General features: G+C 65.9%; 18 protein-coding genes and 1 tRNA gene. 1 reads left to right on the top strand and 18 read right to left on the bottom strand.

Annotated elements, in window-relative coordinates; genetic code table 11:
• Nucleotides 1-97: 97 nt before the first annotated feature.
• From nuoN to tpiA, 17 genes are all read right to left on the bottom strand, one after another.
• Complete coding sequence (gene nuoN, locus IU514_RS10230) at nucleotides 98-1543, bottom strand: NADH-quinone oxidoreductase subunit NuoN (protein WP_194931011.1); 1446 nt, start codon at nucleotides 1541-1543, stop codon at nucleotides 98-100.
• Between the two features lie 11 nt (nucleotides 1544-1554).
• Nucleotides 1555-3072 (bottom strand): NADH-quinone oxidoreductase subunit M, encoded by a 1518-nt coding sequence (locus tag IU514_RS10225; protein ID WP_194931161.1) that lies wholly within the window; start codon nucleotides 3070-3072, stop codon nucleotides 1555-1557.
• A 34-nt stretch (nucleotides 3073-3106) separates the two neighbouring features.
• Nucleotides 3107-5224, bottom strand: a complete 2118-nt coding sequence (gene nuoL, locus IU514_RS10220) for an NADH-quinone oxidoreductase subunit L (RefSeq protein ID WP_194931010.1) — start codon at nucleotides 5222-5224, stop codon at nucleotides 3107-3109.
• Nucleotides 5225-5237: 13 nt separating this feature from the next.
• Complete coding sequence (nuoK, locus tag IU514_RS10215; RefSeq protein ID WP_386761295.1) at nucleotides 5238-5540, bottom strand: NADH-quinone oxidoreductase subunit NuoK; 303 nt, start codon at nucleotides 5538-5540, stop codon at nucleotides 5238-5240.
• A gap of 20 nt (nucleotides 5541-5560) precedes the next feature.
• The gene (locus IU514_RS10210) at nucleotides 5561-6199 is read right to left on the bottom strand and encodes an NADH-quinone oxidoreductase subunit J (RefSeq protein WP_194931009.1); all 639 of its coding nucleotides are present in this window, start codon (nucleotides 6197-6199) and stop codon (nucleotides 5561-5563) included.
• Between the two features lie 10 nt (nucleotides 6200-6209).
• Nucleotides 6210-6698: an NADH-quinone oxidoreductase subunit NuoI gene (gene nuoI / locus IU514_RS10205; protein WP_194931008.1), complete on the bottom strand. Its 489-nt coding sequence runs from the start codon at nucleotides 6696-6698 to the stop codon at nucleotides 6210-6212.
• 12 nt (nucleotides 6699-6710) lie between these two features.
• Nucleotides 6711-7784 carry an NADH-quinone oxidoreductase subunit NuoH gene (gene nuoH, locus IU514_RS10200; protein ID WP_194931159.1) on the bottom strand — a complete coding sequence of 358 codons (1074 nt, stop codon included), beginning with the start codon at nucleotides 7782-7784 and terminating at the stop codon, nucleotides 6711-6713.
• Nucleotides 7781-10012 carry an NADH-quinone oxidoreductase subunit NuoG gene (nuoG, locus tag IU514_RS10195; protein WP_194931007.1) on the bottom strand — a complete coding sequence of 744 codons (2232 nt, stop codon included), beginning with the start codon at nucleotides 10010-10012 and terminating at the stop codon, nucleotides 7781-7783. Before nuoG ends, nuoH begins: the two co-directional genes overlap by 4 nt.
• Nucleotides 10009-11376, bottom strand: a complete 1368-nt coding sequence (gene nuoF / locus IU514_RS10190; protein WP_194931006.1) for an NADH-quinone oxidoreductase subunit NuoF — start codon at nucleotides 11374-11376, stop codon at nucleotides 10009-10011. The genes nuoG and nuoF overlap by 4 nt, the downstream gene beginning before the upstream one ends.
• Nucleotides 11377-11387: 11 nt before the next feature.
• A complete protein-coding gene (nuoE, locus tag IU514_RS10185; protein ID WP_194931005.1) occupies nucleotides 11388-11915 on the bottom strand; it encodes an NADH-quinone oxidoreductase subunit NuoE in 528 nt (175 codons plus the stop codon).
• Between the two features lie 37 nt (nucleotides 11916-11952).
• Complete coding sequence (locus IU514_RS10180) at nucleotides 11953-13242, bottom strand: NADH-quinone oxidoreductase subunit D (RefSeq protein WP_194931004.1); 1290 nt, start codon at nucleotides 13240-13242, stop codon at nucleotides 11953-11955.
• Complete coding sequence (locus IU514_RS10175) at nucleotides 13239-13967, bottom strand: NADH-quinone oxidoreductase subunit C (RefSeq protein ID WP_194931003.1); 729 nt, start codon at nucleotides 13965-13967, stop codon at nucleotides 13239-13241. Before IU514_RS10175 ends, IU514_RS10180 begins: the two co-directional genes overlap by 4 nt.
• 1 nt (nucleotide 13968) lies before the next feature.
• On the bottom strand, nucleotides 13969-14541 hold the full coding sequence (locus IU514_RS10170; RefSeq protein ID WP_194931002.1) for a NuoB/complex I 20 kDa subunit family protein: 573 nt from the start codon (nucleotides 14539-14541) through the stop codon (nucleotides 13969-13971).
• Entirely contained in the window at nucleotides 14532-14888 is a 357-nt protein-coding gene (locus tag IU514_RS10165; RefSeq protein ID WP_194931001.1) for an NADH-quinone oxidoreductase subunit A, read from the bottom strand. The genes IU514_RS10170 and IU514_RS10165 overlap by 10 nt, the downstream gene beginning before the upstream one ends.
• 131 nt (nucleotides 14889-15019) lie before the next feature.
• A tRNA-Leu gene (locus IU514_RS10160) sits at nucleotides 15020-15104 on the bottom strand.
• A gap of 121 nt (nucleotides 15105-15225) precedes the next feature.
• Complete coding sequence (secG, locus tag IU514_RS10155; RefSeq protein WP_194931000.1) at nucleotides 15226-15687, bottom strand: preprotein translocase subunit SecG; 462 nt, start codon at nucleotides 15685-15687, stop codon at nucleotides 15226-15228.
• 49 nt (nucleotides 15688-15736) lie between these two features.
• On the bottom strand, nucleotides 15737-16489 hold the full coding sequence (gene tpiA, locus IU514_RS10150; protein ID WP_194930999.1) for a triose-phosphate isomerase: 753 nt from the start codon (nucleotides 16487-16489) through the stop codon (nucleotides 15737-15739).
• A gap of 113 nt (nucleotides 16490-16602) precedes the next feature.
• Here tpiA and IU514_RS10145 point away from each other — a divergent pair, with 113 nt between their 5' ends.
• A complete protein-coding gene (locus IU514_RS10145) occupies nucleotides 16603-17115 on the top strand; it encodes a DNA-deoxyinosine glycosylase (RefSeq protein ID WP_194931158.1) in 513 nt (170 codons plus the stop codon).
• A 9-nt stretch (nucleotides 17116-17124) separates the two neighbouring features.
• Here the strand turns inward: IU514_RS10145 and IU514_RS10140 are convergent, their stop codons facing one another.
• The gene (locus tag IU514_RS10140) at nucleotides 17125-18060 is read right to left on the bottom strand and encodes an isopenicillin N synthase family dioxygenase (RefSeq protein ID WP_194930998.1); all 936 of its coding nucleotides are present in this window, start codon (nucleotides 18058-18060) and stop codon (nucleotides 17125-17127) included.
• Between the last annotated feature and the right edge of the window lie 67 nt (nucleotides 18061-18127).

Here is an 18127-nt window from a genome sequence, read left to right as displayed (position 1 = left end):
CAGGCCGATCATAATAACGACCGACTAAAACTTCCGCAACCCCAATTCACCAGATTGATCATTGAATCGATCACGACCGGTTCACCGGGCCCACGGATCAACCCGCGAAAGCCCTCTGGCACCAGGCCATGATCGGACTCCAGGCAAAGCCCAGCGCCAGCAGCGCAAGCGCATTGACGCCGAATACCACGCGCAGCGGTCGATCCGACGGCGCCGGCGGCACATGGCCTTCAGGCTCCTCGAAGTACATGGCCTTGATCACGCGCAGGTAGTAGAACGCGCCGACCACCGCAAACACGACGCCCACGAGCGCGAGCCAGAGCATGTCGCCCTGCAGCGCGGCACGCAGCACCGCAAGCTTCGCCCAGAAGCCGAGGAACGGCGGCACGCCGGCGAGCGACGCCATCACGCACAGCACCAGGCCGGCCAGCCACGGGCTGCGGGCGTTGAGGCCCTTGAAGTCGTCGACGCGATCGGACTCGAAGCCGCGGCTCGAGAGCACCACGATCGCGCCGAACGCCGCGGCCGTGGTGACGGCGTAGTTGATCGAATAGAACATCGCCGCGGAGAAGCCCTGCGCGCCACCGCCTGCCAGGCCCATGAACAGGAAGCCGACGTGCGACACGGTCGAGTACGCCAACAGGCGCTTGAGGTTGCTCTGCACCATCGCGCTGAGATTGCCGATCACCAGCGAGATCGCTGCGATGCCGGCCAGCGCCATGCGCCAGTGGTCGCTGAGCGGACCGGCGGCGACTTCGAGCAGGCGATAGGCCATGCCGAACGAGGCCAGGCTCGGTGCAGCGCCGATGAAGATGGTGATCGCCGTGGGCGCGCCGCTGTAGACGTCGGGCAGCCACATGTGGAACGGCGCGGCGCCGAACTTGAAGGCGATGCCGGCGACCATGAACACCACGCCGGTGACCAGCATCAACGACACGTCGGGCGAACGAGCCACTTCTGCGATACGCGTCAGGTCCAGCGAACCGGTCGCGCCATAGACCAGCGACATGCCGTACAGCAGCAGGCCCGAGGCCAGCGCGCCGAGCACGAAGTACTTGATCGCGGCTTCGGAGGCGACCGGGCCGTCACGGTCGATCGCGACGAGCGCGTAGGACGACAGCGCCAGCATTTCCAGGCCGAGGTAGACCATCACCAGGCTGCCGGCCGAGACCAGCAGCATCATGCCGGCGGTGGCAAACAGCATCAGCACCGCGACTTCGCCCTTGTACAGTTCGCGGGCGCGCAGGTACGACCACGCATAGACCATCGACAGCATGCTGACGACGCCGATGGCGACCTTCATCACGTCGGCGGCGGTGTCGCGGACGAACATGCCGTTGAGCACGGTGCCCTGCCCGCCCACGCCGGTCGCGACCATGAACGTGGCTACGGCGAGCACGGCGATGCCGCCGGCATGCACCAGGTAACGGCGACGCTCGTCGACGAAGAGGTCGAGCATCAGCAGCGCGAACGCGCCGAGGATGACCACCAACTCCGGCAGGAGCGGCATCAGGTCGGCGAATGTGCGGACGGGCATGATCATGCGGTGCAACCTCAGAGCTTCGACGAGGCGATCTGCATCGCCAGATTCGCAATCGACGGTTCCATCAGGTCCGTCAGCGGCTTCGGCCAGATGCCCAGCACCAGCACGCCGGCGGCGAACACGCCCAGCACGAACGCTTCACGCGCGTTGATGTCCTCGAGTTCGGCCACGTGTGCGTTGCCGACCTCGCCCCAGATCACGCGCTTGACCAGCCACAGCGTGTAACCGGCGCCCACGATCAGCGTGGTCGCGGCGGCAAAGGCGATCAGCGGGTGCTTCTGGAAGCTGGCCAGGATGACCATGAACTCGCCGACGAAACCCGAAGTGCCCGGCAGACCCGAATTGGCCATCGCGAACAGCACGAACAGCGCGGCGAACCACGGCATCACGTTGGCGACGCCGCCGTAGTCCTTGATCATGCGGCTGTGCATGCGGTCGTACAGCACGCCGACGCAGCTGAACATCGCGCCCGACACGAAGCCGTGGCTGATCATCTGCACCATTGCGCCCTGCAGGCCGAGGCGCGCCGCATCGCCATTGCCGTAGTCGCGGACCAGGCCGAAGGCGATGAAGGTGCCGAGGGTGACGAAACCCATGTGCGAGACCGACGAGTAGGCGATCAGCTTCTTCATGTCGTCCTGCGCGAGCGCGACCAGGCCGACGTAGATCACCGCGATCAGGCTGAGCGCGATCACCAGCCAGGCCCATTCGGTGCCGGCGTCCGGCACGATCGGCAGCACGAAACGCAGGAAGCCGTATCCGCCGATCTTCAGCATGATCGCGGCCAGGATCACCGAACCGGCGGTCGGCGCCTCGACGTGCGCGTCCGGCAACCATGTGTGGACCGGGAACATCGGCACCTTGACGGCGAAGGCCACCAGGAAGCCGAAGAACAGCCACATCTGCTCGGTCGCGTTGAGCTGCAGCGCGTACATGTCGCTGAGCTGCCAGCTGCCACCCTTCAGGTACAGGTAGATCAGGCCGACCAGCATGAACAGCGAGCCGAGGAACGTGTAGAGGAAGAACTTGATCGCGGCGTAGATGCGGCGCGGACCGCCCCAGACGCCGATGATCAGGAACATCGGGATCAGCATGCCCTCGAAGAACACGTAGAACAGCATGGAATCGAGCGCAGCGAACACGCCCACCATCAGGCCTTCGAGGATCAGGAACGACGCGTAGTACTGGCTGACGCGCTTGTCGATGGAGGTCCAGGCGCCGATCATCGCCAGCAGCGAGGTCAGCGTGGTGAGCACGATCAACGACACCGAGATGCCGTCGGCACCGAGGTGGTAGCGGATGTCGTACGCAGCGATCCAGACCTTGTTCTCGACGAACTGCATGCCGGGATTGGCATAGTCGAAGCCGGTCAGCAGCAGCACGCTGGCAGCCAGCGTCACCAGCGCGACGCCGGTGGAGAACCAGCGGGCACTGTTGGCGCGGCCGCTGCCGAACGCCAGGGTGGCGAAGCCGCCGAGGATCGGCAGCCAGATCAGCAGGCTGAGCAGGAAGGAATTGCTTTGCAGCAAGGGCTCGGAGCTCACGTCGGGTCCTTGTCGTGTATTAGCGCCAGTAACGGATCAGCGCGGCCAGAAGAACAATCAGGCCGAGAATCATCGCGAAGGCATAGTGGTAGAGGTAGCCGGACTGCACGCGGCGCGTCACGTTGGCGACGAAGTCGACGACGCGGGCGCTGCCGTTGACCGCGGCGCCATCGATGACATGGGAGTCGATCGCGCGCGAGGCCTTGCCGAGGAGCAGGCCGCCACCAGCGAATCCATCGATCCACAGGTTGTCGAAGCCGTACTTGTTCTCGAGCACACGCACCGGCCAGGCGAACGCCTTGCGTGCCTTCTCGGGCAGCTCCGGCTTCCACCAGTACATGACCGCTGCCAGAACGAAGCCGCCAAGGGCCAGCCAGAACGCCGGCGCCTGGAAGCCATGCAGTGCGAACGCGACCGGACCGTGGAACTCTTCGGCCAGCTTGCCGACGATGTCGTGTGCGCCCGGCACGTCGATGGCGCCGAGGAAGAACGGCAACTGCTTGACGTGACCCATCGCGTCGGTGCCGAACAGCATCGGGCCGACCGTGAAGAAGCCGATCAGGATCGACGGGATCGCCAGCAGGATCAGCGGCAGCGTCACCACCCACGGCGATTCGTGCGGCGTGTGCGCGTGGCCGTGGTCGCCATGGCCATGGTCGTCATGCGAGTCGTGCTCGTGCGACAGCGCCTCCTCGTGCTCCGTCGAGTCCGCTTCCGGGGCCACGTAGTGATCCGGCACCGGATCGTGGAAGCGCTCCTTGCCGTGGAAGGTCAGGAACAGCAGGCGGAAGCTGTAGAACGAGGTCACGAACGCACCCGCCAACACCGCCCAGTAGGCATAGCTGGCGACCCAGTTGTGGGCCTCATGGGCGTGCTCGGCGGCCGCCTCGATGATGGTGTCCTTCGAGTAGAAGCCGCTGAAGAACGGCGTGCCGACCAGCGCCAACGTACCGATCACCATCGTCCAGTAGGTGATGGGCATGTACTTCTTCAGGCCGCCCATGCGGCGCATGTCCTGCTCGTGGTGCATGCCGATGATGACCGAGCCGGCACCGAGGAACAGCAGCGCCTTGAAGAAGGCGTGCGTCATCAGGTGGTAGACGCCGGCGCTGTATGCCGACACGCCCAGCGCGACCGTCATGTAGCCCAGCTGCGACAGCGTCGAGTACGCGACCACGCGCTTGATATCGTTCTGCACGATACCAATGAGGCCGGTGAAGAAGGCCGTGGTCGCGCCGATGAACAGCACGAAGTTCAGCGCCGTCTCCGAGAGCTCGAACAGCGGCGACATGCGCGCCACCATGAAGATGCCGGCGGTGACCATCGTCGCGGCGTGGATCAGTGCCGAGATCGGGGTCGGGCCTTCCATCGAGTCCGGCAGCCAGACGTGCAGCGGAACCTGCGCCGACTTGCCCATGGCGCCGATGAACAGACAGATGCAGATGACCGTCGCCACCGACCATTCATGGCCGTCGATGATCGACATGGCCTGGCCGGCGATCGTCGGGGCATTGGCGAACACGGTCGCGTAGTCGAGCGTGCCGAACATCAGCAGCACGCCGGCGATGCCGAGCAGGAAGCCGAAGTCGCCGACGCGGTTGACCAGGAACGCCTTGAGGTTGGCGAACACCGCGGTCGGGCGCTTGAACCAGAAGCCGATCAGCAGGTACGACACCAGGCCCACGGCTTCCCAGCCGAAGAACAGCTGCAGGAAGTTGTTGCTCATCACGAGCATCAACATCGAGAAGGTGAACAGCGAGATGTAGCTGAAGAAACGCTGGTAGCCCGGGTCTTCTTCCATGTAGCCGATGGTGTAGATGTGCACCAGCAGCGACACGAACGTGACGACCACCATCATCATCGCGGTCAGCTTGTCGATCATGAAGCCGACGTGGGCCTCGATGCCGCCGACCTGGAACCAGGTGTAGACGTTCTCATTGAACGGCGCGGCACCCTGCCCGACCAGTTGCCACAGCACGTAGCCGGACATGACGCAGCTCGCGGCGACGCCGAGGATGGTCACCCAGTGGGCGCCGGCGCGGCCGACCTGGCGACGAAAAAGACCGGCGATGATCGCGCCCAGCAGCGGGGCCAGCACGATCGCCAGAAGGACGGTCTTGGAAATGACGTGTTCCATGCCCGGCATCGGATCAGCCCTTCATCGTGTCGATTTCGGCGACGTTGATCGTGCGCCTGTTGCGGAACAGCGTGACCAGGATGGCCAGTCCGATCGCAGCCTCGGCCGCGGCCACGGTCAGGATGAAGAACACGAACACCTGACCGGCCGGATCGGCCAGCTGTCGCGAGAACGCGATGAAGTTGATGTTGACCGCCAGCAGCAGCAACTCCAGCGACATCAGCAACAGGATCACGTTCTTGCGGTTGAGGAAAATGCCGGCAACGCTGATGCAGAACAGCACCGCGCCAAGCGCCAGGTAATGGCCCAGGGCCAGTCCGCTTCCAAGGATCTCGCTCACGGCTTGCCCTCCTCGGCAGGGGTTTCGGCCGGCGCGGGCGCGACCGGCTTGACGGCATCCATCTTGACCATGCGCAGACGGTCGACCGAGCGGACGCGCGCCTGCATCGACGGGCTCTGGTGCTTGGCGCCCACGCGACGGCGCAGCGTCAGCGTGACTGCCGCGATCACGGCGACGGTCAGGATGACCGCGGCCACTTCGAACGGCAGCAGGAAGTCGGTGAACAGCGAGCGGGCCAGCCAGGCGGTATTGCCGCCGGTTGCGGCGTCCGCGGCGAACGGCGTGGCCGCAGCCGACTTCACGCCGATCAGGGTCAGCATCTCGACCAGCATCACCACCGCGACCACGAGGCCGATCGGCAGGTAGCGCACGTAACCCTCGCGCAATGGGGCAACGTCGATGTCGAGCATCATCACCACGAACAGCAGCAGCACCATCACCGCGCCAACGTAGACCAGGATCAGGGCCACGCCGAGGAACTCGGCACCGGCAATGATCCAGGTGCAGGCCACCGAGAAGAACGTCAGCACCAGCAGCAGCACCGCGTGCACCGGGTTCTTGACGCTGATCACGCCGACGGCAGAAGCCGTGGCGAAGGCAGCGAAGACGAAGAAAGCAATCTGGGCAAGATCCATGCGTCAGGCCTCAGCGGAAGGGCGCGTCTGCAGCGCGGCGTTCGGCGATCTCGGTTTCGAGACGGTCGCCGATGGCCAGCAGCTGCTGCTTGGTGACGATGTTCTGTCCACGCTTGTCGAAGTGGTATTCGTGGATGTGCGTCTCCACGATCGAGTCGACCGGGCAGGATTCCTCGCAGAAGCCGCAGAAGATGCACTTGAACAGGTCGATGTCGTAGCGCGTGGTGCGGCGGGTGCCGTCCTCTCGCTTCTCCGAGTCGATCGTGATCGCCAGCGCCGGGCACACCGCCTCGCACAGCTTGCAGGCGATGCAGCGCTCTTCCCCGTTCGGGTAACGGCGCAGCGCGTGCACGCCGCGGAAGCGCGGCGACTGCGGCGTCTTCTCCATCGGGTACATCAGCGTGTACTTCGGGCGGAACAGGTACTTCAGCGTCAGCCAAAGGCCCTGGGCCAGCTCGATGAGCAGCAGGCTCTTGAAGTAGGAAACGATGCGATTCATGCCTGTTGCCCCTTACACGCCGGGCTCGAAGATTTTGAAGTAGGCCATCAGCGCGACCACGCAGATCCAGGCGATGGTGAGCGGGATGAACACCTTCCAGCCCAGGCGCATGATCTGGTCGTAGCGGTAGCGCGGGAACGAGGCGCGGAACCAGATGAAGCAGCTGGCGAAGAAGAAGACCTTGGCGAGCAACCACCACCAGCCGTCGACCGACAGCAGCGGGATGCCGAGGCCGTGGAACGGGCTCAGCCAGCCGCCGAGAAAGAAGATCGCCGTCAGGAAGCTGATCAGGATCATGTTCGCGTATTCGGCCAGGAAGAACAGCGCGAACGCCGAACCCGAATACTCGACCATGTGGCCGGCCACGATTTCCGATTCGCCCTCGACCACGTCGAACGGCGCGCGATTGGTCTCGGCCACGCCCGAAATGAAGTAGACGACGAACAGCGGCAGCATCGGCACCCAGAACCATTCCGCAGCGCCGGCGTTGCCGGCCTGCGCCATGACAATGTCCGTCAGGTTGAGGCTGCCGGCGCCGACCATCACGCCGACCATCGCGAAGCCCATCGCGATCTCGTACGAGACGACCTGCGCCGCGGCGCGCATCGCGCCGAGGAAGGCGTACTTCGAGTTGGACGCCCAGCCGGCGAGGATGATGCCGTAGACGCCCAGCGAGGTCATCGCCAGCAGGTACAGCAGGCCGGCATTGGCGTTCGACAGCACGAGCTTGGTGTCGAACGGCACCACCGCCCAGGCGGCGAACGCCGGGGCCAATGTCAGCAACGGTGCCAGCTTGAACAGGAAGCGCTCGGCCCGGGTGGGCTGGATCACTTCCTTGAACAGCAGCTTGAAGACGTCGGCGAAGGCCTGGAGGATGCCGCGGCCCACGTACATGGGTCCGTGGCGGACGTGCATCCATCCGATGAGCTTGCGCTCCCAGACCACGTAGAACGCCACGGTGATGATCACCGGCATGGCGATCAGCAGGATCTTCAGCACGATCCAGAGCACGGCGCCGATGTTGCCGAACGACAACAGCCAGTCGCGGAACGGATCGATCACGAGATTCGACAGCATGTCCCTTATGCCCTCCCCGCCTGCACGCGGCCCACGCCGAGCGGCGCGGTCGCGCCGTGGCCGGTCTCGACCCACACGGTGCCGCGCGCGACCTTGTCGCTGGTGGCGACCGGCAGCGTTGCGGTGCCCGCAGCGGTGCTGAACTTGCCGACCACGCCGTCGGCGAAGCCGAGCGCGTTCGCGTCCTGCGGATTCAGCACGGCCTTCGGCTCGGTATTGAGCGGATGCGCCTGCAGCGCCGGAGCGCGACGCACCACCGCATCGCTGCGGTAGATCGCGGCGCTGGCCGCGACCTCGAGGCCTTCGCCGGACACAGCCGGAGCCTTGCCGGCAGCGACCTGCGTCTCGCGCATCTGCATGCCGCCACGCAGGCCGGCCAGGTCGGTAAAGTCGAAGCCCTTGGCACCGAGTTCACCGGCGAGCGCACGCAGCACGCGCCAGCCGGCACGCGCCTCGCCCGGCAGCTTGCCACCGGCAACGGTCGACTGCTGGCGGCCGTCGAGGTTGGTCAGCGTCGCCTCGATCTCCGGCAGGAGGCCGATCGGCAGGATCACGTCGGCGACGGCACGTGTCGAGCGGCACGCGAAGGTGCTGAACGCCACGACCTGGGCGGCGTTGAGCGCCTTCAGCGCGGTCGCGGTGTCGGCGAAGTCCAGGCCCGGCTCGATGCCGTACAGGACGTAGGCGGAGCGGGCATCGGCCAGCATCGACTGCGCATCACGCGCGGTCGGCAGCACGCCGTAATCGGACAGGCCGACGGCGTTGGCGCCCTGCGGGATGCGGTTGAGCGCGGCGCCGGTCGCGGCGGCGAAATCGGCGGCGGCCTTGCGGATCGCGGCCGCGTGCGGGCCGTTCTCGGCCAGCGCACCGACGATCACCACGGCGCGCGTACCGGCCTTGGCGGCATCGGTCAGCGCGGCATTGCCGAGCGTCGCGGCAATCTGCGACGGCGCGACGATGTGCTTGCCGGCGATTTCGAAGGTGAAGTCGAAGTCGACCGGGTTGACCACGTGCACCTTGGCGCCGCGCGTCCAGGCCTTGCGCACGCGCTGGTGCACCAGCGGCAGCTCGTGGCGCAGGTTCGAGCCGACGATGACGATCACGTCGGCCTGGCCGATGTCGGCGACCGGCATCGCGAAGGTCGTGGCGCTCGCGCCATCGCTCAGGTCATGCTGGGCGATGCGGTGGTCGATGTTGCCGGTACCCAGCGCATCCGCCAGGCGGGCCAGCAGCGCGCCCTCCTCGTTCGACGTCGCCGGGTGCGCGAGCACACCGAGCGCATCGGCGCCGTTGTCGCGCAGGATCTTCGCGGCCTTGGCCAGCGCCTCTTCCCACGAGGCTTCACGCCACTCACCGTTCTCCTTGACCAGCGGCGCGTTGGCGCGGTCGGCGGCGTACAGGCCCTGGTGCGCGTAGCGGTCGCGGTCCGACAACCAGCACTCGTTGACCGCCTCGTTGTCGCGCGGCACGGTGCGCAGGACTTCGCCGCGGCGCACGTGCAGGAACAGGTTGCTGCCCAGCGAGTCGTGGTAGCCCAGCGACTCGCGCGCGGTCAGTTCCCACGGGCGCGCCTTGAACTGGAACACCTTGTTGGTCAGCGCGCCGACCGGGCAGACGTCGATGACGTTGCCGGAAAGCTCGGTCGTCAGCGGCTTGCCGTCGAAGGTGCCGATCTGCAGGTTCTCGCCGCGGTACATGCCGCCCAGCTCGTAGGTGCCGGCGATTTCCGCGGTGAAGCGCACGCAACGCGTGCACTGGATGCAGCGGGTCATCTCGGTGGCGACCAGCGGACCCATGTCCTCGTCCGGCACCACGCGCTTGCGCTCGGCGAAGCGGCTGACCGAGCGGCCATAGCCGAGCGACAGGTCCTGCAATTCGCATTCGCCGCCCTGATCGCAGATCGGGCAGTCGAGCGGATGGTTGATCAGCAGGAATTCCATCACGTTGCGCTGCGACTTCAGCGCCTTGTCGCTGCGCGTGGACACGCGCATGCCGTCCATGACCGGCGTGGCGCAGGCCGGCGCCGGCTTCGGCATCTTCTCGACCTCGACCAGGCACATACGGCAGTTGGCCGCGATGGCGAGCTTGTCGTGGTAGCAGAAACGCGGGATCGCGATGCCCGCCTTGTCGGCGGCCTGGATGATCATCGAGCCCTTCGGCGCGGCCATCTCGACACCGTCGATGAAGACGGTGACGTGATCCGGCGGCAGGTTCGGATTGACGGGTTGCGCGCTCATGCGGCCACCTTCTCAACCACGACGCCGTCGCGCTGGTCGTCGACCAGGAAACGCTTGTTCACGATCGCGTACTCGAACTCGTTCCAGTAATGGCGCAGGAAGCCCTGCACCGGCCAAGCCGCGGCCTCGCCGAAGGCGCAGATGGTGTGGCCTTCGATCTGGCCGGCGGCGGCGCGCAGCATCTGCAGGTCGTCCAGCGTGGCCTGCTTCTCGACGATGCGCGTGAGCATGCGGTACATCCAGCCGGTGCCTTCGCGGCACGGCGTGCACTGGCCGCAGCTTTCCTTGAAGTAGAAGCGCGCAATGCGCTGGCAGGCGCGCACCATGCAGGCGGTCTCGTCCATGACGACGACCGCGCCCGAACCCAGGCCGGAACCGGCCTTCTGTATCGAGTCGTAGTCCATCGTCAGGCCCATCATCACCTCGCCCGGCAGCACCGGCATCGAGGAGCCGCCCGGGATCACGGCCTTGAGCTTGCGGCCGTTGCGCATGCCACCGGCCATCTGCAGCAGGTCGGCGAACGACGTGCCGAGGCGGATCTCGTAGTTGCCCGGGCGCGCGACATGGCCGGACACCGAGAACACCTTCGGGCCGCCGTTGTTCGGCTTGCCGAGGTTGAGGAACCACTCGGAACCGTTGCGGATGATCGCCGGCACCGAGGCATAGGTCTCGGTGTTGTTGATCGTGGTCGGCTTGCCGAACAGGCCGAAGTTGGCCGGGAACGGCGGCTTGTAGCGCGGCTGGCCCTTCTTGCCTTCCAGCGACTCCATCAGCGCGGTTTCTTCGCCGCAGATGTAGGCGCCGGCGCCGAGCGCACCGTAGATGTCGATATCGACGCCGCTGCCGAGCACGTTCTTGCCCAGCCAGCCGTGCTCGTACGCTTCCTTCAGCGCCTGCTCGAAGTGCTCGAACGGCTCATGATGGAACTCGCCGCGCAGGTAGTTGTAGGCAACGGTCGAACCGGTCGCGTAGCACGCGATCGCCATGCCTTCGACCACCGAATGCGGGTTGAAGCGCAGGATGTCGCGGTCCTTGGCCGTGCCCGGCTCGGATTCGTCCGAGTTGCACAGGATGTACTTCTGGGTGCCGCTGCCCTTGGGCATGAAGCTCCACTTCAGGCCGGTCGGGAAGCCCGCGCCGCCGCGGCCGCGCAGGCCTGAGGCCTTGACCATCTCGATGACGGCCGCCGGCTCGATCTTCTCGGTGAGGATCTTGCGCAGCGCTGCGTAACCACCTGTCTTCAGGTAGTTCTCGTAGGACCAGGGGGTCTCGTAGTGCAGCGTCGTGTAGACGACGTTGTGCTCCTGCGGAGCCGGACCCACCGGGCCGTAGCCCTTGGAGTAGTCGTGATGCTGATGCGCCATCGGTGATCGCCTCACTTCAACTCGTCGAGCAACTCGTCCACCCGGGCGGCGTCGAGATTCTCGTGGTAATGGCCATTGATGACGACCACCGGCGCGCCGCAGCACGCGGCCAGGCACTCTTCCTCGCGCTTGAGGAAGACGCGGCCGTCGGCCGTGGATTCACCCAGCCTGCAGCCGAGCTTCTTCTCGGCGTGCTTGACCAGGTCCTCGGCGCCGTTGAGCCAGCAGCTGATGTTCGTGCAGAAGGCGACATTGTTGCGGCCGACCTTCTCGGTCTCGAACATCGAATAGAAGCTCGCGACCTCGTACGCCCACACCGGCGGGATGCCGATGTACTTGGCCACGGCGGCGATCAGCTCGTCGCTCAGCCAGCCCTCGTTCTGTTCCTGGGCGGCATGCAGGCCGGGCAGCACAGCCGAACGCTTGCGGTCCGGCGGGAACTTGGCCAGCCAATGGTCGATGTGGGAGCGGGTCTTGTCGGACAGCGCGACCATCGGGTCGACGTGCTGACAGGACTCGAAATTTCCGGTCGCCTTCATTCGTTCAAATCCTCAACGATCGCCGAGCCAGCCAGGCTCAGCGATCGACCTCGCCGAACACGAGATCGTAGGTACCGATCATCGCCACGACGTCGGCCAGCATGTGGCCCTTCACGATTTCGTCCATCGACGACAGGTGTGCGAAGCCCGGCGCGCGCAGCTTGACGCGGAAGGGCTTGTTGGCGCCGTCGGACACCAGGTAGCAGCCGAACTCGCCCTTCGGCGCCTCGACCGCGGCGTAGGTCTCGCCGGCAGGCACGCAGTACCCTTCGGAGAACAGCTTGAAGTGGTGGATCAGCGCTTCCATGTCGTCCTTCATGTCCTCACGCTTGGGCGGAGCGACCTTGAAGTTGTCGACGATGACCGGGCCCGGGTTGGCCTTCAGCCACTTCACACACTGCTTGATGATGCGGTTGGACTGGCGCATCTCGGCCACGCGCACCAGGTAGCGGTCGTAGCAGTCGCCATTGACGCCGACCGGGATGTCGAAATCCACCACATCGTACTTGGCGTACGGCTGCTTCTTGCGCAGGTCCCAGGCGATGCCCGAGCCGCGCAGCATCGCGCCGGTCATGCCCCAGGCCAGCGCCTGCTCGGGCGAGACCACGCCGATGCCGACGGTGCGCTGCTTCCAGATGCGGTTCTCGGTCAGCAGCGTCTCATACTCGTCGACGCGCTTCGGGAAGTCGTCGGTGAACGCTTCCAGGTAATCCAGCAGCGAGCCTTCGCGCCACTCGTTGAAGCGCTTGAGCTTGCCGCCCTTGCGCCACGGCGATTCCTTGTACTGCGGCATGCGCGCCGGCAGGTCGCGGTAGACGCCGCCCGGACGGTAGTAGGTCGCGTGCATGCGCGCGCCCGACACCGCCTCGTAGCAGTCCATCAGTTCCTCGCGCTCGCGGAACGCGTACAGGAACACCGCCATCGCGCCCAGGTCGAGCGCGTTGGAGCCCACCCACATCAGGTGGTTAAGGATGCGGGTGATCTCGTCGAACATCGTGCGGATGTACTGCGCACGCTCCGGCGCCTCGATGCCCATCAGGGCCTCGATCGCGCGCACGTAGGCGTGCTCGTTGCACATCATCGACACGTAGTCGAGACGGTCCATGTAACCGATCGACTGGTTGAACGGCTTGGACTCGGCCAGTTTCTCGGTACCACGGTGCAGCAGGCCGACGTGCGGGTCGGCACGCTGCACGACTTCGCCGTCCATCTCCAGGATCAGGCGGAGCACGCCGTGCGCGGCCGGGTGCTGCGGGCCGAAGTTCAGCGTGTAGTTGCGGATCTCGGCATTGTTGAGACCCGAGGTATTGCCAATCACGGCGCTCATTTCTTCACCTCGGCGCGCTGTGCGGCTTCGCCTTGGGCCGTCTCGTAGCGGGCGTCGTCGCGGATCACGCGCGGCACGCCGACGCGCGGCTCGATCGACACCGGCTCGTAGACCACGCGCTTCTTGTCGGCGTCGTAGCGAACTTCGACGTTGCCGATCAGCGGGAAATCCTTGCGGAACGGATGACCGACGAAACCGTAGTCGGTCAGGATGCGGCGCAGGTCCGGATGGCCTTCGAACACGATGCCGTACAGGTCGAACGCCTCGCGCTCGAACCAATTGGTGCCCGGCCAGACGGAGGTAAGCGACGCCACGACCGGCAGGTCGTCGTTCTCGGCGAACGTGCGCAGGCGGACGCGGCGGTTGTGCTGCACCGACAGCAGGTGCGCGACGGCGGCGAAACGGCGTTCCGGCGCGGCGGCGGCGCCATTGGGCTGCTCGCCCCAGACGAAACGGCCGGCGCTCTTGCCTTCCACGCCACGGGAGAAGCCTTCCGACGACACGTCGGTGTCCCACTCGTCGCTGCCGTAGCTCAGGTAGTCGACACCACTGACGTCGACGCACAGCTCGAAACCGAACTCGTCGCGCAACGCACGCGCGGCCGACAGCCACTGCGCCGCGGCGACGTCGATGGTCACCTCGCCGCGCGGCTCGGCCACGACGACCAGCGCACCTTCGAAGCGCGCAGCCAGGCGATCTGCAAAAGCCTGTGCAGTCTCTGCCATGTCAGCGCACGCCCTGCATGTTGTCGCCGAAGTTGGTGCCGCGGCGGATCTTCTTCTGCAGCTGCAGGATGCCGTAGATCAGCGCTTCCGCGGTCGGCGGGCAGCCAGGCACGTAGACGTCGACCGGCACGATGCGGTCGCAACCGCGCACCACCGAATACGAATAATGGTAGTAGCCGCCGCCGTTGGCGCAGCTGCCCATCGAGATGACCCACTTCGGATCGGGCATCTGGTCGTAGACCTTGCGCAGCGCCGGGGCCATCTTGTTGACCAGCGTGCCGGCCACGATCATCACGTCGGACTGGCGCGGCGACGGGCGGAACACCACGCCGTAGCGGTCCAGGTCCAGACGCGCGGCGCCTGCGTGCATCATCTCGACCGCGCAGCAGGCCAGGCCGAAGGTCATCGGCCACATCGAGCCGGTGCGCGCCCAGTTCCACAACGCATCCATGCTGGTGGTGACGAAGCCCTGCTGCAGCAGCGGGTTGTCGCCTTCCGGGCGCAGGATGTCGTCCAGCCGCCCTTCCGGCAGCGGGTTGTGCATCAACTCTGAAACGCTCTGGATCACTCCCATTCGAGCGCTCCCTTCTTCCAAACGTAGACGAAGCCGAGCAAGAGCATGCCGGCGAAGATGCCCATTTCGATCAGGCCGACGACACCGAGTTCGCGGAACACGGTGGCCCAGGGCACGATGAAGATGATTTCCAGGTCAAAGATGATGAACTGGATGGCGATGAGGTAATAGCGCACGTCGAACTGCATGCGCGCATCCTCGAACGCCTCGAAACCGCACTCGTAGGGCGACAGTTTCTCGACAGAGGGACGCTGGGGGCCGAGCACCTTGCCCACCACCAGCAGGGCGACGCCGATACCACCGGCGACGATCAGGAACAGCAGGGTCGGCAGATATTCGGCCAGCACTCGGTTGTTCTCTCGGCTTCGTGTTAGCTACTCAGCCGCTCGAAGCGGCCTTGGCCCGGCGACTTGTTGCGCCGCTGTACACGGCACGTCGTACGGCCGTGCTTCGATCAGGGTATTGCGTTGCTGCAGGTTGGTGCCCAAGGGGGGACTCGAACCCCCACGACTTGCGTCGCTACCACCTCAAGGTAGTGCGTCTACCAATTCCGCCACCTGGGCTTTGAACCTCTTGCCTTCCTGGCTGCGCCCCACCGCTTCCGGCAGACCGCCCCGGCGAACCCGCCGGTATCCGGCCATCCGTGCCGGACCATGAAACTCTAATGATATCGCGCTGCTTGCCTCAGCCACCCGTTGCCGACTTGGGCGGCTGAGCGGGCGGTGCCTGCTCGGCCGGCTGGGTCGACTGCGCCGGCGCGGGGGCCGGAGCCTGCGGCACGCTCGAAGCCGGGGCCGGAGCCGCGGCCGGAGCGGTCGGGACCGCGTTGTTGCCCGTGGCGGGCGCCGGGGCCGGAGCCGTCGGCACCTTCGACATCAGGCCCAGGTCCTGGGCCGGCGCTGCAGTGCCGCCGGCGTTGCGGCTGGCGTTCCAGGCCATGAACAGGCTGATCACGAAGAACGCGATCGCCAGCCACTTGGTCGACTTCGACAGGAAGTTCGAAGCGCCGCGCGCACCGAACACCGTCGCCGAAGCGCCCGCACCGAAGCCCGAGCCCGCCTGCGCACCAGCGCCACGCTGCATCAGGATCAGCGCGACCATCGCGATCGCGATCAACACATAGATGACGTTGAGGAACAACAGCATCGGAAGACTCTACTTTCGGTTCGACGCAACCCGGCGAGCCGGGAATCCGTCAGGGCGCCGCCGCATTCGCGATGGCGTTGAAATCGGCTGCGACCAGCGAGGCGCCGCCGATAAGACCGCCATCGACGTCGGGCTGGGAGAACAGCGCGGCGGCATTGTCGGCCTTCACGCTTCCGCCGTAAAGGATCGGAAGCGAGTCAGCGATTCTAGCATCGCGGGAAGCGATTTCGCTACGGATGAATGCGTGCACCGCCTGCGCCTGCTCCGGAGTGGCGGTCTTGCCCGTGCCAATGGCCCAGACCGGCTCATAAGCGACGATCGCCCCTTCGAACACGGCGTCGCCGCCGAGCTCGAACAGCGGGGCCAGCTGCGCCTGCAGGCGCCACTCGGTCTGGCCATCTTCACGCTGGCTCAGGGTTTCGCCCACGCACAGGATCGGCACCAGCCCGGCCGCCTTGGCCGCCAGGAACTTGTGGGCCACCAGCTCGCTGCTCTCGCCGTGGTACTGGCGGCGCTCGGAATGGCCGACCAGGCCATATCGCGCGCCCACGTCCTTCAGCATCGCCGCAGATACCTCGCCGGTGTAGGCGCCCTTGTCGCGCGAACTGACGTCCTGGGCGCCGAAGTCGAAGCCGCGATCGCCGAAGTGCTCCACCAGCTCGCCCAGGTAGGGCAACGGCGGCAGGATGATGCGCTCGACACCGGCCGGCGCCTGATGGGCGGCCAGCGACTCGAGCAGATCCAGTGCGAACTGGCGATCACCATGGAGCTTCCAGTTTCCGGCGACGATTCTGCGGCGCATGACACTTCCCTTCGGCACAAATCAAAGGGCGGCATTTTAGCGCAGCGCCGAGGCAAGAGCAGTCTTTGCGAAGCAGCGCCTTAAAATCAGCACCCCACGGCCGCGATACGCACATGCTGAAAGGTTTTGCACCCGTCACCGGAGCGCACCCGCGCGTGCTGATCCTGGGCAGCATGCCGGGCGCCTTGTCGCTGCGCGCGTCGCAGTATTACGCCCATCCGCGCAATCAGTTCTGGCCGATCATGGGAATGCTCGTGGGCGCCGAGCCCGCGCTGCCCTACCCCCAGCGACTGGCACGCCTCACCGCGGCGGGGATCGCGCTGTGGGATGTGTTCGACCGCTGCGAGCGCGAAGGCAGCCTCGACTCGGAGATTCGCGACGACACCGCGCTCACGAACGACTTCCGCGGCTTTTTCACCGCCCATCCGGACGTCGCAACGGTGCTGCTCAATGGCGGCAAGGCCGCGCAGAGTTTCCAGCGGCGGGTGTTGCCGGCGCTGCCCGACCTTGGACTACGCTGCGTGCGCCTGCCCTCGACCAGCCCAGCCCATGCCTCGATGCGCCTGGACGCCAAGCGGGCGGCCTGGCGCGACGCACTGCAGGCGGCCGGCATCGCGGCCGCCTGAGCCAAATGATTACTTCAGCTTGATCTCGCGCAGGCGCTCTTCCAGGTACCCCTGGGCCGTAATCGCTTCCGGATAACGGCTCGGGTTGTCCATCGTGATCGTCGAGGGCAGCACGTCGATCAGGAAGTCCGGATTCGGGTGCAGGAAGAACGGCGTCGAGTACCGCGGCTGGCGCGCCTTGTCGCCCTTCGGATTGACCACGCGGTGGGTCGTCGACGGATACACATGGTTGGTCAGGCGCTGCAGCATGTCGCCGATGTTCACCACGATGGTGTCGGCATCGGCGGTGAACGGCACCCAGTCGCCCTTGCGCGAGCGCACTTCCAGGCCTTCGGCGCTGGCGCCGACGAGCAGCGTGATCAGGTTGATGTCCTCATGCGCTCCGGCGCGCACGTTGGGGACGTCGTCGGAGGTGATCGGCGGATAGTGGATCGGGCGCAGGATCGAGTTGCCGAAGTCGGTCTTGTCGGCGAAGTACGACTCCGGCAGGCCGATATGCAGCGCCAACGCACTCAGCACGCGCGAACCGAGCGAATCGAGCGACTGGTACAGGCCGTAAGCGAGCGAGCGGAACTCGGGGATTTCGTTCGGCCACAGGTTCGCTGGCATCACGTCGGCGTACTTGGAGTCGCGCGGGATTTCGCGGCCGACGTGCCAGAACTCCTTCAGGTCGTGGTACTGCGCGCCCTTGGCGGTTTCGATACCGAACGGCGTGTAGCCGCGGGCGCCGCCGCCACCGGCGACGTGGTACTTGCGCTTCACGTCCTCGGGCAGTGCGAAGAAACGCTTGAAGACGTCGTAGGACGCATCGATCTGGTCGTTGCTGATGCCGTGGCCCCGGATGCCGGCGAATCCCCATTCACGGTAGGCCGCGCCGATCTCGGCGACGAAGGCGTCGCGGTCAGTTTCGAAGCGGCGGATGTCGAGGGTCGGAATCTGGCTCACGGGAGTCCTGTCGGCGTCTTTGGTTCTCAGAGCCGTCCATGATACCCCCCTCCGCCGCGGGGGACGG

It is taken from the genome of Lysobacter niastensis, assembly GCF_015453285.1.
In the GTDB taxonomy this organism is placed as follows: domain Bacteria; phylum Pseudomonadota; class Gammaproteobacteria; order Xanthomonadales; family Xanthomonadaceae; genus Lysobacter_J; species Lysobacter_J niastensis.
This window is presented reverse-complemented; position numbering and strand designations above follow the sequence as displayed.

What these genes read in the sequence shown, in the direction of transcription:
- nuoN (WP_194931011.1), bottom strand. Translation starts at nt 1,543, where the DNA reads ATGATCATGCCCGTCCGCACATTCGCCGACCTGATGCCGCTCCTGCCG.
- nuoL (WP_194931010.1), bottom strand. Translation starts at nt 5,224, where the DNA reads ATGGAACACGTCATTTCCAAGACCGTCCTTCTGGCGATCGTGCTGGCC.
- IU514_RS10210 (WP_194931009.1), bottom strand. Translation starts at nt 6,199, where the DNA reads ATGGATCTTGCCCAGATTGCTTTCTTCGTCTTCGCTGCCTTCGCCACG.
- nuoI (WP_194931008.1), bottom strand. Translation starts at nt 6,698, where the DNA reads ATGAATCGCATCGTTTCCTACTTCAAGAGCCTGCTGCTCATCGAGCTG.
- nuoG (WP_194931007.1), bottom strand. Translation starts at nt 10,012, where the DNA reads ATGAGCGCGCAACCCGTCAATCCGAACCTGCCGCCGGATCACGTCACC.
- nuoF (WP_194931006.1), bottom strand. Translation starts at nt 11,376, where the DNA reads ATGGCGCATCAGCATCACGACTACTCCAAGGGCTACGGCCCGGTGGGT.
- nuoE (WP_194931005.1), bottom strand. Translation starts at nt 11,915, where the DNA reads ATGAAGGCGACCGGAAATTTCGAGTCCTGTCAGCACGTCGACCCGATG.
- IU514_RS10180 (WP_194931004.1), bottom strand. Translation starts at nt 13,242, where the DNA reads ATGAGCGCCGTGATTGGCAATACCTCGGGTCTCAACAATGCCGAGATC.
- IU514_RS10175 (WP_194931003.1), bottom strand. Translation starts at nt 13,967, where the DNA reads ATGGCAGAGACTGCACAGGCTTTTGCAGATCGCCTGGCTGCGCGCTTC.
- IU514_RS10170 (WP_194931002.1), bottom strand. Translation starts at nt 14,541, where the DNA reads ATGGGAGTGATCCAGAGCGTTTCAGAGTTGATGCACAACCCGCTGCCG.
- secG (WP_194931000.1), bottom strand. Translation starts at nt 15,687, where the DNA reads ATGCTGTTGTTCCTCAACGTCATCTATGTGTTGATCGCGATCGCGATG.
- tpiA (WP_194930999.1), bottom strand. Translation starts at nt 16,489, where the DNA reads ATGCGCCGCAGAATCGTCGCCGGAAACTGGAAGCTCCATGGTGATCGC.
- IU514_RS10145 (WP_194931158.1), top strand. Translation starts at nt 16,603, where the DNA reads ATGCTGAAAGGTTTTGCACCCGTCACCGGAGCGCACCCGCGCGTGCTG.